The organism is Amaricoccus solimangrovi (assembly GCF_006385685.1).
In the GTDB taxonomy this organism is placed as follows: Bacteria; Pseudomonadota; Alphaproteobacteria; order Rhodobacterales; family Rhodobacteraceae; genus Amaricoccus; species Amaricoccus solimangrovi.
In genome coordinates, this window is the sequence record NZ_VFRP01000004.1 from 141,230 (window position 1) to 159,541 (window position 18,312).

18 protein-coding genes are annotated in these 18,312 nt (G+C 71.2%); 13 read left to right on the forward strand and 5 right to left on the reverse strand.

Annotated features, from left to right (window positions below):
• Positions 1 to 8 precede the first annotated feature (8 nt).
• Complete coding sequence (gene phoU / locus FJM51_RS06930; protein ID WP_140453395.1) at positions 9 to 710, reverse strand: phosphate signaling complex protein PhoU; 702 nt, start codon at positions 708 to 710, stop codon at positions 9 to 11.
• A gap of 154 nt (positions 711 to 864) precedes the next feature.
• The gene (locus FJM51_RS06935) at positions 865 to 2,208 is read right to left on the reverse strand and encodes a sensor histidine kinase (RefSeq protein WP_181164470.1); all 1,344 of its coding nucleotides are present in this window, start codon (positions 2,206 to 2,208) and stop codon (positions 865 to 867) included.
• 128 nt (positions 2,209 to 2,336) lie between these two features.
• Here FJM51_RS06935 and FJM51_RS06940 point away from each other — a divergent pair, with 128 nt between their 5' ends.
• The 6 genes from FJM51_RS06940 to FJM51_RS06965 all read left to right on the forward strand — a co-directional run bounded on the left by FJM51_RS06940 (position 2,337) and on the right by FJM51_RS06965 (position 7,519).
• Complete coding sequence (locus tag FJM51_RS06940; RefSeq protein WP_140453517.1) at positions 2,337 to 2,768, forward strand: DUF1178 family protein; 432 nt, start codon at positions 2,337 to 2,339, stop codon at positions 2,766 to 2,768.
• A 122-nt stretch (positions 2,769 to 2,890) separates the two neighbouring features.
• Positions 2,891 to 4,273: an aminotransferase gene (locus FJM51_RS06945; protein WP_140453397.1), complete on the forward strand. Its 1,383-nt coding sequence runs from the start codon at positions 2,891 to 2,893 to the stop codon at positions 4,271 to 4,273.
• 57 nt (positions 4,274 to 4,330) lie between these two features.
• Positions 4,331 to 5,254, forward strand: a complete 924-nt coding sequence (locus FJM51_RS06950; RefSeq protein WP_140453398.1) for a DMT family transporter — start codon at positions 4,331 to 4,333, stop codon at positions 5,252 to 5,254.
• 52 nt (positions 5,255 to 5,306) lie between these two features.
• The gene (locus tag FJM51_RS06955) at positions 5,307 to 5,651 is read left to right on the forward strand and encodes a DUF952 domain-containing protein (protein ID WP_140453399.1); all 345 of its coding nucleotides are present in this window, start codon (positions 5,307 to 5,309) and stop codon (positions 5,649 to 5,651) included.
• 7 nt (positions 5,652 to 5,658) lie between these two features.
• The gene (locus FJM51_RS06960) at positions 5,659 to 6,756 is read left to right on the forward strand and encodes a quinone-dependent dihydroorotate dehydrogenase (protein ID WP_140453400.1); all 1,098 of its coding nucleotides are present in this window, start codon (positions 5,659 to 5,661) and stop codon (positions 6,754 to 6,756) included.
• 109 nt (positions 6,757 to 6,865) lie between these two features.
• Positions 6,866 to 7,519, forward strand: coding sequence for a hypothetical protein (locus FJM51_RS06965; RefSeq protein WP_140453401.1), 654 nt, complete (start codon positions 6,866 to 6,868; stop codon positions 7,517 to 7,519).
• Positions 7,520 to 7,553: 34 nt separating this feature from the next.
• Here FJM51_RS06965 and FJM51_RS06970 read toward each other — a convergent pair whose 3' ends face one another.
• Genes FJM51_RS06970 through FJM51_RS06980 form a run of 3 tightly spaced genes read right to left on the reverse strand, consistent with a single transcriptional unit; the run spans position 7,554 to position 9,853 of the window.
• Positions 7,554 to 8,867: an MATE family efflux transporter gene (locus tag FJM51_RS06970; RefSeq protein ID WP_140453402.1), complete on the reverse strand. Its 1,314-nt coding sequence runs from the start codon at positions 8,865 to 8,867 to the stop codon at positions 7,554 to 7,556.
• A 36-nt stretch (positions 8,868 to 8,903) separates the two neighbouring features.
• A complete protein-coding gene (locus FJM51_RS06975; RefSeq protein WP_181164479.1) occupies positions 8,904 to 9,407 on the reverse strand; it encodes a PaaI family thioesterase in 504 nt (167 codons plus the stop codon).
• Entirely contained in the window at positions 9,404 to 9,853 is a 450-nt protein-coding gene (locus FJM51_RS06980; RefSeq protein WP_140453404.1) for a PaaI family thioesterase, read from the reverse strand. Before FJM51_RS06980 ends, FJM51_RS06975 begins: the two co-directional genes overlap by 4 nt.
• Before the next feature lie 201 nt (positions 9,854 to 10,054).
• On the opposite strand from FJM51_RS06980, the gene FJM51_RS06985 reads away from it, so the two are divergent.
• From FJM51_RS06985 to FJM51_RS07020, 7 genes are all read left to right on the forward strand, one after another.
• A complete protein-coding gene (locus tag FJM51_RS06985; RefSeq protein WP_140453405.1) occupies positions 10,055 to 10,474 on the forward strand; it encodes a MerR family transcriptional regulator in 420 nt (139 codons plus the stop codon).
• The gene (locus FJM51_RS06990; protein WP_140453406.1) at positions 10,471 to 12,228 is read left to right on the forward strand and encodes an acyl-CoA dehydrogenase family protein; all 1,758 of its coding nucleotides are present in this window, start codon (positions 10,471 to 10,473) and stop codon (positions 12,226 to 12,228) included. The genes FJM51_RS06985 and FJM51_RS06990 overlap by 4 nt, the downstream gene beginning before the upstream one ends.
• A 24-nt stretch (positions 12,229 to 12,252) precedes the next feature.
• Positions 12,253 to 12,891, forward strand: coding sequence for a glutathione S-transferase family protein (locus tag FJM51_RS06995; protein WP_140453407.1), 639 nt, complete (start codon positions 12,253 to 12,255; stop codon positions 12,889 to 12,891).
• A gap of 12 nt (positions 12,892 to 12,903) precedes the next feature.
• Positions 12,904 to 14,112, forward strand: coding sequence for an acetyl-CoA C-acetyltransferase (locus tag FJM51_RS07000; RefSeq protein ID WP_140453408.1), 1,209 nt, complete (start codon positions 12,904 to 12,906; stop codon positions 14,110 to 14,112).
• A complete protein-coding gene (locus tag FJM51_RS24090; RefSeq protein ID WP_210240218.1) occupies positions 14,112 to 15,089 on the forward strand; it encodes a cupin domain-containing protein in 978 nt (325 codons plus the stop codon). The genes FJM51_RS07000 and FJM51_RS24090 overlap by 1 nt, the downstream gene beginning before the upstream one ends.
• Positions 15,090 to 15,091: 2 nt before the next feature.
• Positions 15,092 to 17,281, forward strand: coding sequence for a 3-hydroxyacyl-CoA dehydrogenase NAD-binding domain-containing protein (locus tag FJM51_RS07015; protein WP_140453409.1), 2,190 nt, complete (start codon positions 15,092 to 15,094; stop codon positions 17,279 to 17,281).
• Between the two features lie 116 nt (positions 17,282 to 17,397).
• Positions 17,398 to 18,306 (forward strand): hypothetical protein, encoded by a 909-nt coding sequence (locus FJM51_RS07020; RefSeq protein ID WP_140453410.1) that lies wholly within the window; start codon positions 17,398 to 17,400, stop codon positions 18,304 to 18,306.
• Positions 18,307 to 18,312 lie beyond the last annotated feature (6 nt).

The following is an 18,312-nucleotide window of genomic DNA, read 5'->3' on the forward strand; positions in this document are numbered from 1 at the left end:
CTCCCGTTTCAGGCGCGGATGAAGTCGACGCCGGCCGGCTCGCCCTTGGGGCGCTCCTCGCCGATCGGCTTGCCCCGCACGATATAGTAGACCATCTCCGCGATATGGGTGGTGTGGTCGCCGATCCGCTCGAGGTTCTTGGCGATGAACATGAGCTGGGCGCCCATGCCGATCAGCCGGCTGTCCTCGACCATGTAGGTGACCACCTCGCGGAAGATGGCGTTGTACATCTCGTCGATCTCGTAATCCTGGTTCCAGATCTGCACCGCGAGATCGACGTCGCGCGCCGCGTGGGCGTTCAGCACGTCCGAGAGCTGCACCAGCGTCTGGCGGCCCATCCGGACGATCGAGGTCGTGACCCGGCCATGGGTCGCCGCCGAGAGCGGGATCGCGCGCTTGGCGATGTTCTTCGACAGGTCGCCGATGCGCTCCAGCGTCGAGGCGATCTTCATCGCGGCGATCAGCACGCGCAGGTCCGCCGCCACCGGCTGGCGCAGCGCGATCACCTTGACGACCGATTCCTCGAGCGCGACCTCCATCAGGTCGAGCGCCCGGTCGCGCTCGATCACCACGCGGGCGAGGTCGGTGTCACGCGCCTGCACGCATTCCAGCGACTTCGACAGCAGTTCCTCGCAAAGCCCGCCCATTTCCGAGATCCGGGCCTGCACCTGAACCAGATCCTCGTCGAACGCCGTCACAATATGCGCCATCTATTTCCCGTCTCGCCCGTTCCCGGGTCGTTCTCCCGTCCCGGCGCGCGCGGTCGCACCCCGGGGAATCGCCGTCGCGATCGGCCGGGAGTATAGCCCGGCCAACGACATCCGCGTTACAGTTTCATGACGTTTTCGAGACGCCCCGGTTCCCTCAGGCGATCCGCTGATCGGCCTCGGCGGGCGCGCGCTCCTCGGTCGCGACCGCCTCCCCGGCCGGTCCGGCCTCGGCCGGCCGCAGCCAGACGGTGAAGACGCTGCCCTCGCCGGGGGCCGAGGCGATCTCGAGCCGGCCGCCATGGCGGTTCAGGATATGCTTGACGATGGCGAGGCCGAGGCCGGTTCCGCCCTTGTTGCGGCTCTGGCTCGCGTTCACGCGGTAGAAACGCTCGGTCAGGCGGGGCACGTGCTCGCGCGGGATGCCCGGCCCGGTGTCGGAGACGGAAATGCCGACCCGGTTCGGAAAGGCCTTGCTCGGCGGCGCGGCGAAGACCCGGACCACCGCGTCCTTGCCGCCGTATTTCATCGCATTGTCGACGAGATTGGCGAAGACCTGGGCGAGCTGGTCGCGGTCGCCGGCCACCGGCGCCCCGCCCGTCGGCACCTCGACGCGCAGATGCACCCCCTGCTGCTCGGCCACCGGCAGCAGCGCGGTCGCGCTCTCGAAGGCGATCTGGTTGAGCGACCACTGCTCGCTCGGGCGCAGATGCTCGTGCATCTCGATCCGGCTGAGCGAGAGCAGATCGTCGACGAGGCGACGCATCCGTCCGGCCTCGCGCGCCATGATGCCGAGGAACCGCTCGCGCGCGCCCGGATCGTCGCGCGCGTGATGCTGCAGCGTCTCGACATAGCCGATGATCGCGGCGAGCGGCGTGCGGAGTTCGTGGCTCGCGTTGGCGATGAAGTCGGAGCGCTGCTGCTCGGCGCGCCGGGCCTGGGTGCGGTCGTCGACGCGCACGATCACCTGGCGCTCCGGCCCGAAGCTCCCGGTCTCCGGCAGCCGCGCCACCCGCGCCTCGAAGAACCGCTCCTGATCGCGCAGCGTCGTGAATTCGATCGTGCGCTCGCCGCCGTCGGCGAAGGTGGCATTCACCGCCTCGACGAAGGCGGGCGCGCGGATCACGCCGGCGAAATGCTCGCCCGACCGGATCCGGGGCAGCGCCGCCCGCGCGGCGGAATTGGCGAAGCTGATCCGTCCGCCCTGGGCGATGATGAGAAGCGGCGTCGGCAGGCGCTCGACCAGGTCCTGGGCGAAGGCCGAGCTCATCTCCCGGCTCTCCCGCGCCTCGGCCTCGACGGCCGCGGCGCCCGGCGGCTCCGCGCCCGGCTCCGGCGTCGCGAAGCTCACCGCCCGCCGCCGTCCCGGCAGGCGCGCCAGCGCGAAGGCGAGCACCGCGCCGATCGCGAAGGCGAGCAGCGGCGGCAGCGGCACGGCGACCGCGGCCGCCATCAGCGCCCCGGCCGCGAGCGCGAGCCAGATTTCCAGTGCCTTCGACATGCGGCGGTCTCTCCCGGGCGCTCTCTCCCCTCGCATATCATTTCGAAGGGCCATCCCGAAGGAAGATTGTTTTCATCCCGGCGTCACATATCTAGTAGGAAAGACCGCTTCCCGTGAGCCACACCTCGATGATCCGCTTTTCGCTGCGTTGCGACAAATCCCACCGTTTCGAGTCCTGGTTCGGCTCGGGCGCCGATTACGACCGGCTGAGCGCGGCCGGCCTCGTCTCATGCCCGGTCTGCGGCGGCGACAAGGTCGAGAAGGATCTGATGGTGCCCAATATCGGCGCCCGGTCCGGGGAGAGCGCCCGCGACGCCGCGCCGGACCTCTCGGCCCCCGCCTCGCCGGCCGAACAGGCGCTCGCGGAACTGCGCGCGCGCGTCGAGGCGCGCTCCGAGAATGTCGGACGGAACTTCGCCACCGAGGCGCGCAGGATCCACGAGGGCGACGCGCCCGCCCGCCCGATCATCGGCGAGGCGCGCCCGGCCGAGGCGCGCGGCCTGATCGAGGACGGCATCCCGGTCGTTCCCCTGCCCTGGTCCTCCCGCAAGGGCGACTGACGCCGCTCCGGCGCCCCCGCGGTCTGCTCTGACCATCGCTCGCTCCCGCGCCGTTGCCTTCCCCGTCCCGCCGGCCTAGGTTCCGCCCGATCCCTTCTCCTCCAGGAACAAGGCGCGCCCCCATGAACCATCCGCTCTCCAATTCGCAGAGGCGCGACGCCGAGGCGCTGCTCCATCCCTATGCCAACGCGGTCGCGCTCCGCGCGAACGGCGTGCAGATGATCGAGCGCGGCGAGGGGATCCGCGTCTATGACGAGACCGGCAAGAGCTATATCGAAGGGCTCTCCGGCCTCTGGTGCGCCGGGCTCGGCTTCCACAACGCCGAACTCGTCGAGACCGCGCGCGAGCAGATGGCGAAACTGCCCTACTACCACCTCTTCACCGGCAAGAGCCACGAGACGGCGGTGGAACTGGCCGAGAAGATCAAGGAACTCGCCCCCGGCCGGATCGCGCGCGTCTTCTACCAGTCGAGCGGGTCCGAGGCGAACGAGACCCAGATCAAGATGGCCTGGTACTACAACAACGCGCTCGGCCGCCGCGAGAAGAAGAAGATCATCAGCCGGGTGAAGGCCTATCACGGCACGACCATCGTCTCCGCCTCGCTCACCGGCCTGCCTTACAACCACCTCGACTTCGACCTGCCGGTCGAGCGGATCAGGCACACTTCGACGCCGCATTTCTGGAAGGGCGCGGAGCCCGGCGAGACCGAGGCGGAGTTCACCGCCCGGATCGTGCGCGATTTCGAGGAGATGATCCTCGCCGAGGGGCCGGACACGGTCGCGGCCTTCATCGCCGAGCCGATCATGGGCGCGGGCGGGGTGATCGTCCCGCCGGAGGGCTACTTCTCCGCGATGGCCGAGGTGGCGCGCAAATACGACATCCTGATGATCTCGGACGAGGTGATCTGCGGCTTCGGACGCACCGGCCAGTGGTTCGGCGCGCAGACGCTCGGCTATGATGCGACGTCCTATTCGATGGCGAAGCAGCTCACCGGCTCCTACCTGCCGCTCTCCGCGGTCGGCATCAACGAGGACATGGCGGAGGTGATCGAGAAGCACACGGGCGAGATCGGCACCTTCGGCCACGGCTACACCTATGGCGGCCACCCCGTGGGCTGCGCGGTCGGGATCAAGACGCTCGAGATCTACCACCGGATCGACGCGCCGGGCCGGGTCCGCGCGCTCGCGCCGCGCTTCGCCGCGCATCTCGACCGGCTCGCCGGGCATCCGCTGGTCGGCGAGGCGCGCCACACCGGCCTCGTCGGCGCGCTGGAACTCGCGCCCGGGAAGTCGCCGAAGGGCTTCGCCACACCCGGCAAGCTCGGCCCCCGGCTCGCGCAGGAGCTGCTCGAACGCGGGGTGATCGTGCGCCCGATCGTCGACTCGATCGCCTTCTGCCCGCCGATGGTCATCACCGAGGAGGAGATCGACGAGCTCTTCGCCCCGGTCGAGGCGGCGCTCGACGCGACCGAGGCCTGGGCGAAGGCGGAGGGGCATCTCGGCTGACGGCCGCCCGGTCCGCGGGGTCCCGCGTGCCAGCTTCCCAGAGATGAAAGACGTCGAATGACCGGCCCGCTCCGCGGCATCGCCTGCAAGATCGCCTCCGTCACCTGCTTCACGCTGATGGCCACCTTCATCAAGTCGACGGCGGCCGAGGTGCCTTCCGGCCAGGCGGTCTTCTTCCGGTCGTTCTTCGCGATCCCGGTCATCCTGATCTGGCTCGTGGCGCGGGGGGACCTGCGCCACGGGCTCGCGACCGTGAGCCCGATGGGCCATGCCTGGCGCGGGATCGCCGGCACCACCTCGATGATGCTGGTCTTCGCCGCGCTCGGCCTGCTGCCGCTGCCGGAGGCGACCGCGCTCGGCTACGCCGCGCCGCTGCTCGTCGTCGTCTTCGCCGCGATGTTTCTCGGCGAGCAGGTCCGCGCCTTCCGGCTCGGGGCGGTCGCCCTCGGCCTCGCCGGGGTGCTGATCGTGCTCTGGCCGCGGCTCACGCTCGGCGCCGGGGGCGCCACGCCGACGCAGACGCTCGGCGCGGTGCTGGCGCTCGGCGCGGCGGTCTTCGCGGCGCTGGCGCAGGTCTTCATCCGCAAGCTCGTCCATTCGGAACAGACGGCGGCGATCGTCTTCTACTTCTCGGTGACCGGCGCGATCGTGGGCCTGCTCACGCTCCCCTTCGGCTGGGTGCTTCCGGATCCGCGCGCCGCGGCGCTGCTCGTGGGGGCGGGGCTCGTCGGCGGCGTCGGGCAGATCCTGCTGACCGAGAGCTACCGCCACGCGGAGGCGAGCGTGGTGGCGCCGTTCGAATACACCTCGATGCTGCTCGCGATCGCGCTCGGCTACTTCGTCTTCGCGGAAGTCCCGACCTCGACCACGCTCGCCGGCGCGGCGCTGATCGTGATCGCCGGGCTCTTCATCATCTGGCGCGAACGCCGGCTCGGGCTGCAGCGCGCGCGGGCCCGCGAAGTGATGACGCCGCAGGGCTGAGGGCGCGAACGATGTTGACGCCGCCGCCCGACCGCGCCATGGATCGGGAACCATGCTGATCTTCAAGGTCTTCCGCGCGCCCGAATGGGCCGACCTGGTCGAGAACGGCACCACGCCGGGTTCCGCCGTGGACCGTTCGGACGGATTCGTGCATTTCTCGACCGCCACGCAGCTGCCGGAGACGCTCCGCCGCCATTTCGCCGGCGATACCGGGCTCGTCCTCGTCGCGATGAAGGCCTCGCTCGGCGGCCCCTGGCTGCGCTGGGAGCCGTCGCGGGGCGGGGATCTCTTCCCGCATCTCTATCGCGACCTCGAGCTTTCGGACGTGCACTGGTCGCGCGACCTGCCCGACGACCCGGCCGAGCGCCAGCTCCCGGTCGAGCCGACATGCGCCTGACCACCGCATGGGCCTGAGCGACCGCATCGGGACCGCGCTGCTGCGCGGCCTCGCCGATCCCGAGACCGCGCACGGGCTCGCGCTCCGCGCGCTCGCCGCGGGCCTCGGCCCGCGCGGCGGGCCGCCGACCTCCCCCCGGCTCACGACCCGGCTCGCCGGGCTCGACCTGCCGAACCCGGTCGGGCTCGCCGCCGGTTTCGACAAGAACGCGACGGCGCTGGCACCGCTCGCGCGGACCGGTTTCGGTTTTCTCGAGGTCGGCGCGGCGACGCCCCTGCCCCAGCCCGGCAACCCGCGCCCGCGGCTCTTCCGGCTCGACGCGGACCGCGCGGCGATCAACCGCTTCGGCTTCAACAACGACGGCGCGGAGGCCATCGCCGCGCGCCTCGCCCGGCGCCCGGCGGGCGCGGTGATCGGCCTCAATCTCGGCGCCAACAAGACGAGCACCGACCGCGCGGCGGATTTCGCGAAGGTGCTGAGCCTCGCCGGGCCGCATGTGGATTTCGCCACCGTCAACGTCTCCTCGCCCAATACCGAGAAGCTGCGCGACCTGCAGGGCCGCGCCGCGCTCGACGCGCTGCTCGGCGGCGTGATGGCGGCGAACGCGGATCTCGCCCGGCCGGTGCCGATCTTCCTCAAGATCGCGCCGGACCTGACCGACGCGGAACTCGCCGAGATCTGCGAGGTGGCCGAGGCGCGCAGCGTCGCCGCGCTGATCGCGACCAACACCACCCTCTCGCGCGACGGGCTGAGCGATCCGCGCAAGGCCGAGGCCGGCGGCCTCTCCGGGCGGCCGCTCTTCGCGCGCTCCACCCGGATCCTCGCGAAGGCGTACCGTCTGACCGGCGGCCGCCTGCCCCTGATCGGCGTCGGCGGCATCGCCTCGGCCGAGGACGCCTACGCCAAGTTCCGCGCCGGCGCCTCGGCCGTCCAGCTCTACACCGCGATCGTCTTCGAGGGCATCGGCCTCGCGGGCGAGATCGCCCGGGGGCTCGACGCGCTGCTGGCGCGGGATGGGTTTGGGAATGTCGCGGGGGCGGTGGGGCGAGACGCCGAGGAATGGGTAGGCGGAATGAGTGGGCAGTTGCGACGCTCCAAGGCATAGAGATTGTGCGTCGAGAGCCCTGTCAGACGGCATCCGAGTTGCAGAGTTGATCAGAGCGCCATTCGACTGTAGCCTCCCAACAGCGTGCGGCTGATTGGGAAGTTTGGTCGTGGACAAACGAGGAATAGCTACCGAAATTCGCGCTATCTCAATTTTTGTGGCGACAGCGGCCGCGCTAACGAGTGCCGCGCGCGCGGAAGTCTGTGATTACACGCCCTCACATTGGGCTGGCAAGACTGCCACCACAATCGGCACTGCGGTTGCGGGGAGCAGCGCGGTCGCCGGAGCCGGCCTGCAAGCGGCTGGCTACTACACATTGGTGCATGCTGGCTCCGGCCTAACCATGCTGGGTTCTACGGCCGCCGGAGCCTCTGCGGCAGGTACGGTGGGGATCATCGCCGGCACAGCGGGTACCATCGGAACGGCGGCATCGATATTGATGGCTCCGGTTACGATAGTTGTAGGCAGCGTAACTGTGGTCGCCGTTGGCGTGTTTGAAGGAGCATGCTACTTTCGCGTCGAGAGAGTAACCGATCCATATGATGTACGCCGGGTGATCGAGAGTGTTGCTTTGCAAGATAAGGCAGTTTCGATCGTTTCGACTGAAGACGGCGATGCGATGGGGCTAACGATCTCTGGAGAGACTGAAACATATCTCCTTCGCAACCTCTACATCGCAGACGGCCATTTGAAGTACCGAGATTATGGCCCGAATACGGATCTTGGCCCAATCTTGTATATGTCCGAGCCCGTTGAGGATTGACGGGGCTTCGTTAAGCCGAGCACCACCTACCGCCCTACGCCCGCGCCTCGATCTTCCGATACCTCAACCCCAGCGTCACCCCGCGCGTCGTGTTCAGGATCATCAGCCCCGCCCAGAGTCCGTGATTGCCGATGAGCGGAATGAGCACCATCAGCGACAGCGCGTAGACCGCGACCGAGAGGAGCGCCGCGTCGCGCATGTCTCGGGTCTGGGTCGCGCCGATGAAGATGCCGTCGAGCATCCAGGCGGCGATCCCGACCAGCGGCGCCGCGACCAGCCACGGCAGGTAGTGCCGCGCCGCCGCCCGCACCTCCTCCGAGGTCGTCATCACGTCGATGATCGCCGGTCCCGCGAGAAGGAACGCCGCCGACAGCGCCGCCGCGAAGCCGAGCCCCCATTGCGAGGACAGGACCGCCGCCTGGCGGAGCGCGCCCCGGGCGCGGTGGCCGAGCGCCTGGCCGACCAGCGCCTCGGCGGCGAAGGCGAAGCCGTCGAGCGCGTAGGCCGTCACCTCGAGGAACTGCAGCAGCACCTGGTTCGCGGCGAGGGTGACGTCGCCGAAACCCGCGCCAAGGAACATGAAGCTCGTGAAGCAGCCCTGCAGCGCGATCGAGCGGATCATGATGTCGCCGTTGACCCGCGCCATCCGCCGCAGTTTCGCCGGATCGAAGACCCGCGCCCAGTCGCGCCACTGCGCGCCGGAAAAGGCCGCGCGGCAGAGCCAGAGGCCGAGCGCGAGCCCCGACCATTCCGCGATCAGCGTGCCGAGCGCCACGCCCGGCACGCCCCAGCCGAGGCCGAGCACGAAGGCGACCGAGCAGATCACGTTGACGCCGTTGGTGAAGAGCTGGAGCAGCAGCACGCCCCGCGCCCGCTCCATCGCGATGAGCCAGCCGGTCAGCGCATAGGCCGCGATCGCCGCGGGCGCGCCCCAGACCCGGATCGCGAGATAGCTCCGCGCCAGCCCCTCCACCTCCGCCGAGGCGGGGGCGATCCGGAAGGCCGCCCAGAAGATCGCCGCCTGGCCGAGGATCATCGCCGCCCCGGCGGCGAAGGCGATCATCACGCCCCGCGTCAGCAGCGCCCCGGTCTCGGCCACGTCGCCCGCGCCACGCGCCTGGGCGACCATGCCGGTCGTGCCCATCCTGAGGAAGCCGAAGATCCAGTAGATCGAGATCAGGATGATCGCGCCGAGCCCGACCGCGCCGATCGGCGCCGCGCGGCCGAGCTGGCCGACCACCGCGGTATCGACCGCGCCGAGGATCGGCACCGTCGCGTTCGAGACGACGATGGGCAGCGCGACGGCCAGCACGCGGCGGTGGGTGATCGGGGCGACGACGGCGGACATGGGCTCAGGCGCTCCGGGGCGCGACCGGGGCGCGCGTCACGCCGCGCCCTCCGGCATCAGGAAATGCCCGGTCGCCTGCGCGATCGGCCGGCCGCGGTTGTCCTGCCAGCCCTCGACATGGACGCTGGCGTAACGCCGCCCCATCCGCGCCACCCGGGCGCGGGCATAGACGTCGCGCGGCAGGCCGGAGCGCATGTAGTCGATCGTGAAGTCGATCGTCTTCGGCCAGGGCGGGAAGCGGCCCGCCTCGATCTCCGCCGCCCCCGCGCCGCCGCCCTCCATCCGCTCCCAAGTGAGCGCCCAGGCGAGTTCCATGAGCGCGGTGATCTCGAGGAAGGCGCCGATCGCGCCGCCATGGAGCGCCGGGATCCGCGGATTGCCGATGAGCTTCTCGTCGAAGGGCAGCCGCGCGGTCAGTTCGTCCCCCCGGCGGTCGAACTCGACGCCGAGGTGGCGGACATAGGGCACGCTTCGCGCGAGATGGGCGAGCGCCGCGTCGCGCCGGCGCTTCGCGACCTGGACCGGCTCGATCTCCCTCACACCACGTCCTCCCCTCTTCCGCCCTCGACCATGAAGGCGCCCGCCGCCGCCGCGACCGGCTCGCCGAGCCCGTCGGCGTAGGCGAAGGCGCGGACGAAGGCGACGCTGCGGGTGACGCGATAGCATTCCGCGCGGGCGGTGATCGCGCGCCCCGGCGGCGCCGCGCGCATGTAGTCGATCCGGAGGTCGATCGTCGCCGTCCTGCCCGGTGTCGAGGGATGGCTCATCACCGCCGCGCCGCAGCAGGTGTCGAGCAGCGTGGTCACCACGCCGCCGTGCAGCACGCCGGTGTCGGGATCGCCGATGAAGCGCTCGTCATAGCCGAGGCGCAGCGCCGCCCGGCCGCCGCCGAGCTCGATCACCGCGATCCCGAGGTCGCGCGCATGCGGCAGCGCGTCGATGAACCGCTGCGCCCCCTCGATCCCGTCGCCATCGCCACCGGCCATGCCATTCTCCCTTTCGCGGCGAGAGATGGCCACATCCGGCCGGGCGGCACAATGGGCGGCCGCCCCCCCGATCAGCCCCCGACCCGCCACCCGCCCCGGGTGACGTCGCGTCACCTTGACGTAAACGTCACTTTTCCGGCTTGCCTCGCGGCCGCGCCCGGCCAATCCTGCGCGGGGAGGAGATCCGGAGGGAGGTCCGCGATGCCGGAGGAAACGCCGGACAGCGCCGCCGCCACGCGGGGCATCGGGCAGATGTGCGCCGAATTCGGCGTCACGCCCCGGACGCTGCGCTTCTACGAATCGCGCGAGCTGATCTCGCCGATCCGCAAGGGACAGCGCCGCCTCTATACCCGGCGCTGCGCGGCCCGGCTGAGCCTGATCCTGCGCGGCAAGCGCTTCGGCTTCAGCCTCGAGGACATCCGCCAGCTCCTGAACCTCTACGACCTCGGCGACCAGCAGGTGACGCAGCTCGGCCGGACCTGCGCGCTCGGCGCCGAGCGGCTCGCCGCGATGCGGGCGCAGCGCGACGAGCTCGACCTTGCCATCGCCGATCTCGAGAAGCAGCTCGCCGCCGCCAGCGCCCTGCTCGCCCGGCGCTCCGAGACGGGCGCGCGCGCATGAGCTACGCCCCCCCGCTCGACGATCTCGCCTTTCTCCTCCACCGCGTCTTCGAGGTGGCGCGGAGCGGGATCCCCGGCTACGCCGAACTCGACCCCGATACCACGGCCGCGATCCTCTCCGAGGCGGGCCGGCTCGCGACGGAGAGGCTCGCGCCGGTGAGCCGGGCCGGCGATCTGGAGGGCTGCCGGTTCGAGAACGGCGTGGTGCGGGTGCCCGAGGGATTCAAGGCCGCCTACGACGCGGTGCGCGCGGGCGGCTGGACCGCGCTCGACCTCGATCCGGACTATGGCGGCCAGGGGATGCCGACGCTGATGAATTCGATCACCGGCGAGATGTTCGTCGCCGCGAACATGGCGCTCGACATGTACTGGGGCCTGACGCACGGCGCCTACAACGCGATCCACGCCCATGGCACGGCGGAGCAGAAGGCGACCTACCTGCCGAAATTCGCCTCCGGCGAATGGACCGGCACGATGAACCTGACCGAGCCGCAATGCGGCACCGACCTCGGCCTCCTGCGCACCCGGGCCGAGCCGCGCGGCGACGGAACATATTCGGTCAGCGGGCAGAAGATCTTCATCTCCTCGGGCGAGCACGACCTCGCAGAGAACATCATCCACCTCGTGCTCGCGCGCATCCCCGGAGGCCCGCCGGGGGTGAAGGGGCTCTCGCTCCTGATCGTGCCGAAGTTCCTGCCGACGCCCGAGGGGACCCTCGGCGCGCGCAACGGCGTCTCCTGCGGCGCGATCGAGCGCAAGATGGGGATCCACGGCAACCCGACCTGCGTGATGAACTACGACGGGGCAACCGGCTTCCTGATCGGCGAGCCGCACCGGGGCTTGCGCGCGATGTTCACGATGATGAACGAGGCCCGCCTCGCCGTCGCGGCGCAGGGGCTCGCCCAGGGCGCCGCGGCGCTCGCCCAGGCCAGCGCCTATGCCCGCGACCGGCGGCAGGGCCGCGCCCTGCCCGCGCCGGCGGAGCCGGGGGCGCCGGCCGATCCGCTCATCGTCCATCCCGACATCCGCCGTGCGCTGATGGACATGCGCGCCTTCGTCGAGGGCGGGCGGGCGCTGATGATCTGGGACGCGATGTTCCTCGACCGCGCGCGCGCGGGCGACGCGGAGGCGGAGGGGCTCGCCGCGCTGCTGACGCCGGTCTTGAAGGGCTTCCTGACCGACCGGGGCTTCGCGGCGACGGTGGAGGCGCAGCAGGTCTTCGGCGGCCATGGCTACATCGAGGACTGGCCGATGAGCCAGCTGGTGCGCGACGCCCGGATCACGATGATCTACGAGGGGACGAACGGCATCCAGGCGCTCGACCTCGTCGGCCGCAAGCTCGCCCAGGACGGCGGCGCGCCGATGCGCGCCTTCCTCGCCATCGTGAAGGACTTCCTGCGCGAGGCGGAGGCCGGGACCGACGCCGAGTTCAAGGCCACCTTCCTCGATCCGCTCGCGGCGGCGATCGGGGACCTCGAGGCGGCGGTGCTGACCTTCCTGCGGGTGGGCATGACCAATCCGAACGCGGCGCTCGCGGGCTCGACCGATTTCCTGCACCTGCTCGGCCTCGTCTGCCTCGGCCTGATGTGGGCGCGCATGGCCCGCGCCGCCGATGGCGATACGGCGTTCGACCGGGCGAAGCGGCTGACCGCGCGCCACTACATGACCCGCCTCCTGCCCGAGACCGCGCTCCGCCGCGCGCGGATCGAGGCCGACCCCGAACCGCTGCTCACCCTGCCGGCGGAGGCATTCTGACCGATACGTGACCCGAGGAAACCGATGTCCGAATACCAGCTCCATTCCTTCGCCCAGTCCGGCAATGCCTACAAGGTCGCGCTCCTGCTCGAGCTCGCCGGAGCGGACTGGGAGCCGGTCTGGGTGGATTTCTTCCACGGCGGGACCAAGACGCCGGACTATCTCGCGATGAACGAGATGGGCGAGGCGCCGGTGCTGGTGCATGGCGACCTCAGGCTCAGCCAGTCGGGCGTGATCCTCGACTATCTCGCCCAGCGCTACCGCGACTACGCGCCGAAGTCGGAGGAGGAGCGGCGCGAGGTGCTGCGCTGGCTGCTCTGGGACAACCACAAGTTCACGAGCTACATCGCGACGCTGCGCTTCCTGATGACCCTCGCCGCCCCCGACAAGCGCGACCCGGCGGTGATCGCCTTCCTCGACGGGCGGGCGCGGGCGGCGATGAAGGTGCTCGACCGCCATCTCGGCGCGCGCCCCTGGATCGTGGGGGAGCGGATGACGATCGCGGATTTCTCCTGCGCGGGCTATGTCTACTACGCCGAGGAATACGGCGTCGACATGGCGGGCGAGTATCCCGGGATCGAGCGCTGGCGGAACGAGATCGCCGCGCTGCCCGGCTGGAAGCATCCCTACGACCTGCTGCCGGGCCATCCGCCCGGCGGCTGAGAGGAGACGGAGATGGCCGACGCCTATGTCTACGACGCGATCCGCACGCCGCGGGGCCGGGGCCGGGCCGATGGCGCGCTGCATGAGGTGACGGCGGTCCGGCTCTCGGCCGACGTGCTGAACGCGCTCCGCGCACGCACCGGCACGGCGACCGACACGGTCGAGGACGTGATCTGGGGCAATGTCACCCAGATCGGCGAGCAGGGCGGCTGCCTCGCGCGCTCCGCCGCGCTGCTCTCCGACCTGCCCGAGACGGTGCCGGGGCTCTCGATCAACCGTTTCTGCGCCAGCGGGCTCGAGGCGGTGAACCTCGCCGCCGCGCTCACCGAGGCGCGGGGCGGCGGCTATGTCGCGGGCGGGGTCGAGATGATGAGCCGGGTCGCGATGGGCTCGGACGGCGCGGCGATCGCGGTGGACCCGGCGCTGACCTTCGGCACGCATTTCGTGCCGCAGGGCATCGCCGCCGACCTGATCGCGACGAAACACGGCTTCACCCGCGACGATTGCGACGCCTACGCGGTCGAGAGCCAGCGCCGCGCCGCGCGCGCCTGGGAGGAAGGGCGCTTCGCCCGGAGCGTGGTGCCGGTCACGGACATCAACGGCCTGACGCTGCTCGAGCGCGACGAGCATCCCCGGCCCGGCACCGACATGCAGTCGCTCGGCGCGCTCCGCCCGGCGTTCAAGGACATGGGCGAGACGATGCCCGGTTTCGACGCGGTGGCGATCCTGCGCTATCCGGAGCTCGAGAAGATCGACCACGTCCATCACGCCGGCAATTCGAGCGGCATCGTCGACGGCGCGGCGGCGGTGCTGATCGGAGATTTCGACTTCGGCGTCCGCCACGGGCTGAAGCCCCGCGCCCGCGTCCGCGCGACGGCGAAGGTCGGGACCGATCCCACGATCATGCTGACCGGGCCGGTGCCCGCGACCGCGAAGGTGCTCGAAGCCGCCGGGATGGAGATCGGCGACATCGACCTCTTCGAGGTGAACGAGGCCTTCTCCGCCGTCGTGCTGCGCTTCCTTCAGGCCTTCGGCGCCGATCCGGCCAAGGTCAACGTGAACGGCGGCGCGATCGCGATGGGCCACCCGCTCGGCGCGACCGGCGCGATGATCCTCGGCACCGCGCTCGACGAGCTGGAACGATCGGGCGGGGAAACCGCGCTCGTCACCCTCTGCGTCGCCTCCGGCATGGGGGCCGCGACGATTCTGGAGCGCGTCTGATGCCGAGGATCGACCTGCCCCCCCGCCCGGAGTTCGAACTGACCCAAGGCTATGCCCCGCCGGAGCACGATCCCGGCCCCTTCGCCTCGATCCCGGTCGGCGAGATCGGCGGCCTTACCCGCTTCGGCGTCCGGATCGAGACGCTGCCGCCCGGCTCCGCCTCCTCGATGCGGCACTGGCACAGCGAGGAGGACGAATTCGCGCTGCTGCTCGACGGCGAACTGACGCTGGTCGAGGATACCGGCGAGACGGAGATGCGCCCCGGCGAGGCGGCGGGTTTTCCGCGGGGCCGGCCGAACGGGCATCACTTCGTCAACCGCTCCGCCGCCGAGGCGAGCTTCCTGATCGCCGGCAATCGCTCCCCCGCGGACATCTGCACCTATTCCGGCCAGGATCGCCAGTGCCGCCAGATCGGCGGCCGGGGCGTGATGACCCGCCGCGACGGAACGCCGCTCGAACCCTCCGACGCCTCGGTTCCGACGGTGGAGGATCCGGTGCCGGACGTGCCCGGCGCCGTGATCGATGCCGCGGCCGCGCCCCATCTCTCCGGCGGCTCCTATCCGCCGCCGCATGACGCGGTGACGACGCGCCGCTCCTGGATCCGGCTCGGGGCCGCGGCCGGGCTGACGCGGCTCGGGGTCAATCTCGTCACCATCGCGCCGGGCGGCTTCAGTTCGCTCCGCCACTGGCACACCGGCGTCGACGAGTTCCTGATCATGCGCGCGGGCGAGCTCACGCTGGTCGAGGACGAGGCCGAGACGCCGATGCGCCCCGGCGACTGCGCCGCCTTCCCGGCGGGCAACGGCATCGGCCATCACCTGCGCAACGACACAGACGCCCCGGCGGTCTTTCTCGTCATGTCGGACACGAACGAGCGCGACACCTGCCACTATCCGGATGTCGATCTCGTCGCGCATGTCGACGGCGCCCGGCGCTGGTACAGGCTGCGCGACGGGACCGTGATCAAGGAGTTCTAGGGATGGCGATCTTCACGCTCGAAACCGATGCCGAAGGGATCGCGACGATCACCTGGGACCTGCCCGGCCGGTCGATGAACATCCTGACCTACGAGGGAATCGCGGAACTCGAAGCCGCCTTCGACGCCGCGCTCGCCGATCCGGCCGTCAGGGGGATCGTGCTGACCTCGGCCAAGCCCGATTTCGCCGGCGGGATGGACCTCGGCATCCTCGCGCGGATGAAGGCGGAAGCGGGGCCGGAGCCGGCGCGCGGGCTCTTCGAGGGGCTCATGAACATGCACCGGCTGCTCCGCAAGATCGAGCGCGCCGGGATGGATCCGAAGACGCTCAAGGGCGGCAAGCCCGTCGCCTTCGCCTCGCCCGGCCTCTGCGCCGGGATCGGCACCGAGATCGCGCTTGCCTGCCACCGCCGCTTCCTCGCCGACCAGCCGAAGGCGCGGATCGGTCTGCCCGAAATCCTGCTCGGCATCTTCCCCGGCGCGGGCGGCACCACGCGGGTGAGCCGGATGCTCGGCCTGATGCCCGCGGCCCCGATCCTGCTCGAAGGCAGGATGCTCCGCGCGAAGGAAGCCCGCGCCGCCGGGCTGGTGGACGAGACCCCCGCGCCCGCGGACCTGCTTTCCGCCGCCCGCGCCTGGGTGCTTTCGGCCCAGGAGAACGACCTTGCGAAACCCTGGGACCGGAAGGGCTTCAAGATGCCCGGCGGCGCGCCCTATTCACACGAGGGGTTCATGACCTTCGTCGGCGCCTCGGCCATGGTCCAGGGCAAGACGCAGGGCGCCTATCCGGCGGCGAAGGCGATGCTCTCGGCGATCTACGAGGGCGCGCTGACCGATTTCGACACCGCGCTCCGGATCGAGGCGCGCTGGTTCACCCATGTCCTGATGAACCCGTCGTCCTCCGCGATGATCCGCACGCTCTTCCTCTCCAAACAGGCGCTGGAGAAGGGCGCCTCGCGCCCGGCGGGGGAGCCGGACCGGAGCGTGCGCCGGCTCGGCGTGATCGGCGCGGGAATGATGGGCGCCGGCATCGCCGGGGTGGCGGCGGAGGCGGGGATCGAGACGCTGCTCCTCGACCGCGACGAGGCCGACGCGGAACGGGGCAAGGCCGGCCTCGCCGCCGCGCTCGACAAGCGCGTGGCGCGCGGCCGCCTCTCCCCGGAGCGGCGCGAAGAGATCCTCGGGCGGATCACCGCGGGCGCGGATTTCGCCGCCCTCGCCCCCTGCGACCTCGTGATCGAGGCGGTGTTCGAGGATCCCGCCGTCAAGGCCGACGTCATCGCGCGGGCCACCACGGCGCTGGGGCCGGAGGCCACCTTCGCCACCAACACCTCGACGCTCCCGGTCAGCGAACTCGCACGGGCGGCGGCGGACCCGAGCCGTTTCATCGGCATCCATTTCTTCTCGCCGGTGGAGCGGATGAAGCTCGTCGAGATCATCCTCGGCCGCGAGACCGGCCCCGCCGCCATCGCCCGGGCGCTCGATTTCGTCCGCGCGCTCCGCAAGACGCCGATCACCGTGCAGGACGCGCGCTTCTTCTACGCCAACCGCTGCGTCCTGCCCTATGTGCTCGAGGGCGTCCGGATGGTGGCCGAGGGCGTCGCGCCCGCGCTGATCGAGAACGCGGCGAAGCAGCTCGGCTTCCCGCTCGGTCCGCTTCAGCTGACCGACGAGGTATCGATCGATCTCGGCGTGAAGATCGCGCGCGCGACGAAGGCGGCGCTCGGCTCCGCCTATCCGGCGAGCCCGGGCGACGCGGTGCTGGAGACGCTCGCGCTTCTCGGCCGGCTCGGGCGCAAGGCGGGCGCGGGCTTCTACGACTACGACGCGAAGGGCGGGCGCGCCGGCCTCTGGCCCGGCCTCGCGGATCACTGGCCGGTCGCCGCCGAACAGCCGGACCTCGCCGGGATCCGGAACCGCCTCGCGATGGTCCAGACGCTGGAGGCGGTCCGCGCGCTCGACGAGGGTGTGCTGGGCGATGTCCGCGAGGGCGACGTGGGCGCGATCCTCGGCTGGGGCTACATGCCCTGGACCGGCGGGCCTTTCTCCTGGCTCGACATGCTGGGCGCTCCGCGCGCGGTGGAGATGGCGCGCGACCTCGCCGCCCGCCACGGCGCCCGGTTCGACCCGCCCCGGCGTCTTCTCGACCTCGCGGAGAGCGGCGGCGCCTTCTATCCGGCCGACGCCGCCTGAGGCTGCCGGTCGCCTCCGAAGGAAGCGCGGGGGAGACGCCTTTCGGCCCGCCCGCCCTTTCCTGCGGCGGCGTCCTGCTCTAGACCGGGTCGCACCGTCCCCAGTTCCGAATGTCGATGACGGCCGCCGAGACCCGCCCCCGCCTCCAGACCGCCGGCCTCTGGCGCGAAAGCGCCCATGCCGAGCCGCGTCCGGTCACCGCCGTGCTCGGCAGTTCCACCGTGGTGCTCACGGGCGACGGCGGACAGTTCCTCGGGCACTGGGCGCTCGCCGGGATGCGCGTGGTCGGGGAGGAGGACGGCGCGACGCGCTACGCGATTCTCGACGACGACGGCGAGACGCTCGAACTCCGCGACACGGAGGCGAAGGCGGCGATCGCCGCCGCCGCGGGCGATTTCGACGCGCCCTGGACCGCGCCCCCGCCGCCGGGCGGCGCGCGGATCTCGATCTCGGGCCTCATCCTGCTGGCGCTCGCCCTCGCGCTCGTCCTCCGGGGGCCCGACCTCGTCCGCGCCCAGGCCGCGCGCATGGTGCCACCCGCCCAGGCGCGGGAATTCGGCGACCGGATGCTGCTCTCGATCCTCGAGGAGCACGGCCCGCTCTGCGCCGCGCCCCGGGGCACGCGCGCGCTCGCCGGGTTCGGCGCGCGTGTCGCGCCCGAGGCTTCCTTCCGTGTGCTCGATCTCGGCTTCGGCCGGGGGGTCGCGGCGCTGCCGGGACCGACGGTGCTGATCGACCGCGCCGCGCTCGCCCGCGCGAAGAGCCCCGAACAGCTCGCCGGCTGGGTGGCGCAGGCGCTCGGCCCCGAGCCGGGCACCGGCCAGACGCGGGCGCTGATGCGCGCCGTCGGCCCCTTCGCCGCGCTCGGCTACGTGTTCCGGGGCACGCTCCCGGACGCCGCGCTCGCCCGCGCGGCCGATGCGGCGCTGGCGCCCCCCGCCTCGCCCGACAGCTACCCCCCCGCCCCCGACGCCGCCGATTTCCCGGCGGCGGACTGGCACGCATTGCGCCGGATCTGCGGCTGACCCACC

Coding starts and splice junctions, on each gene's coding strand:
- phoU (WP_140453395.1), bottom strand. CDS start 710: ATGGCGCATATTGTGACGGCGTTCGACGAGGATCTGGTTCAGGTGCAG.
- FJM51_RS06935 (WP_181164470.1), bottom strand. CDS start 2,208: ATGTCGAAGGCACTGGAAATCTGGCTCGCGCTCGCGGCCGGGGCGCTG.
- FJM51_RS06940 (WP_140453517.1), top strand. CDS start 2,337: ATGATCCGCTTTTCGCTGCGTTGCGACAAATCCCACCGTTTCGAGTCC.
- FJM51_RS06945 (WP_140453397.1), top strand. CDS start 2,891: ATGAACCATCCGCTCTCCAATTCGCAGAGGCGCGACGCCGAGGCGCTG.
- FJM51_RS06950 (WP_140453398.1), top strand. CDS start 4,331: ATGACCGGCCCGCTCCGCGGCATCGCCTGCAAGATCGCCTCCGTCACC.
- FJM51_RS06955 (WP_140453399.1), top strand. CDS start 5,307: ATGCTGATCTTCAAGGTCTTCCGCGCGCCCGAATGGGCCGACCTGGTC.
- FJM51_RS06960 (WP_140453400.1), top strand. CDS start 5,659: ATGGGCCTGAGCGACCGCATCGGGACCGCGCTGCTGCGCGGCCTCGCC.
- FJM51_RS06970 (WP_140453402.1), bottom strand. CDS start 8,867: ATGTCCGCCGTCGTCGCCCCGATCACCCACCGCCGCGTGCTGGCCGTC.
- FJM51_RS06980 (WP_140453404.1), bottom strand. CDS start 9,853: ATGGCCGGTGGCGATGGCGACGGGATCGAGGGGGCGCAGCGGTTCATC.
- FJM51_RS06985 (WP_140453405.1), top strand. CDS start 10,055: ATGCCGGAGGAAACGCCGGACAGCGCCGCCGCCACGCGGGGCATCGGG.
- FJM51_RS06990 (WP_140453406.1), top strand. CDS start 10,471: ATGAGCTACGCCCCCCCGCTCGACGATCTCGCCTTTCTCCTCCACCGC.
- FJM51_RS06995 (WP_140453407.1), top strand. CDS start 12,253: ATGTCCGAATACCAGCTCCATTCCTTCGCCCAGTCCGGCAATGCCTAC.
- FJM51_RS07000 (WP_140453408.1), top strand. CDS start 12,904: ATGGCCGACGCCTATGTCTACGACGCGATCCGCACGCCGCGGGGCCGG.
- FJM51_RS24090 (WP_210240218.1), top strand. CDS start 14,112: ATGCCGAGGATCGACCTGCCCCCCCGCCCGGAGTTCGAACTGACCCAA.
- FJM51_RS07015 (WP_140453409.1), top strand. CDS start 15,092: ATGGCGATCTTCACGCTCGAAACCGATGCCGAAGGGATCGCGACGATC.
- FJM51_RS07020 (WP_140453410.1), top strand. CDS start 17,398: ATGACGGCCGCCGAGACCCGCCCCCGCCTCCAGACCGCCGGCCTCTGG.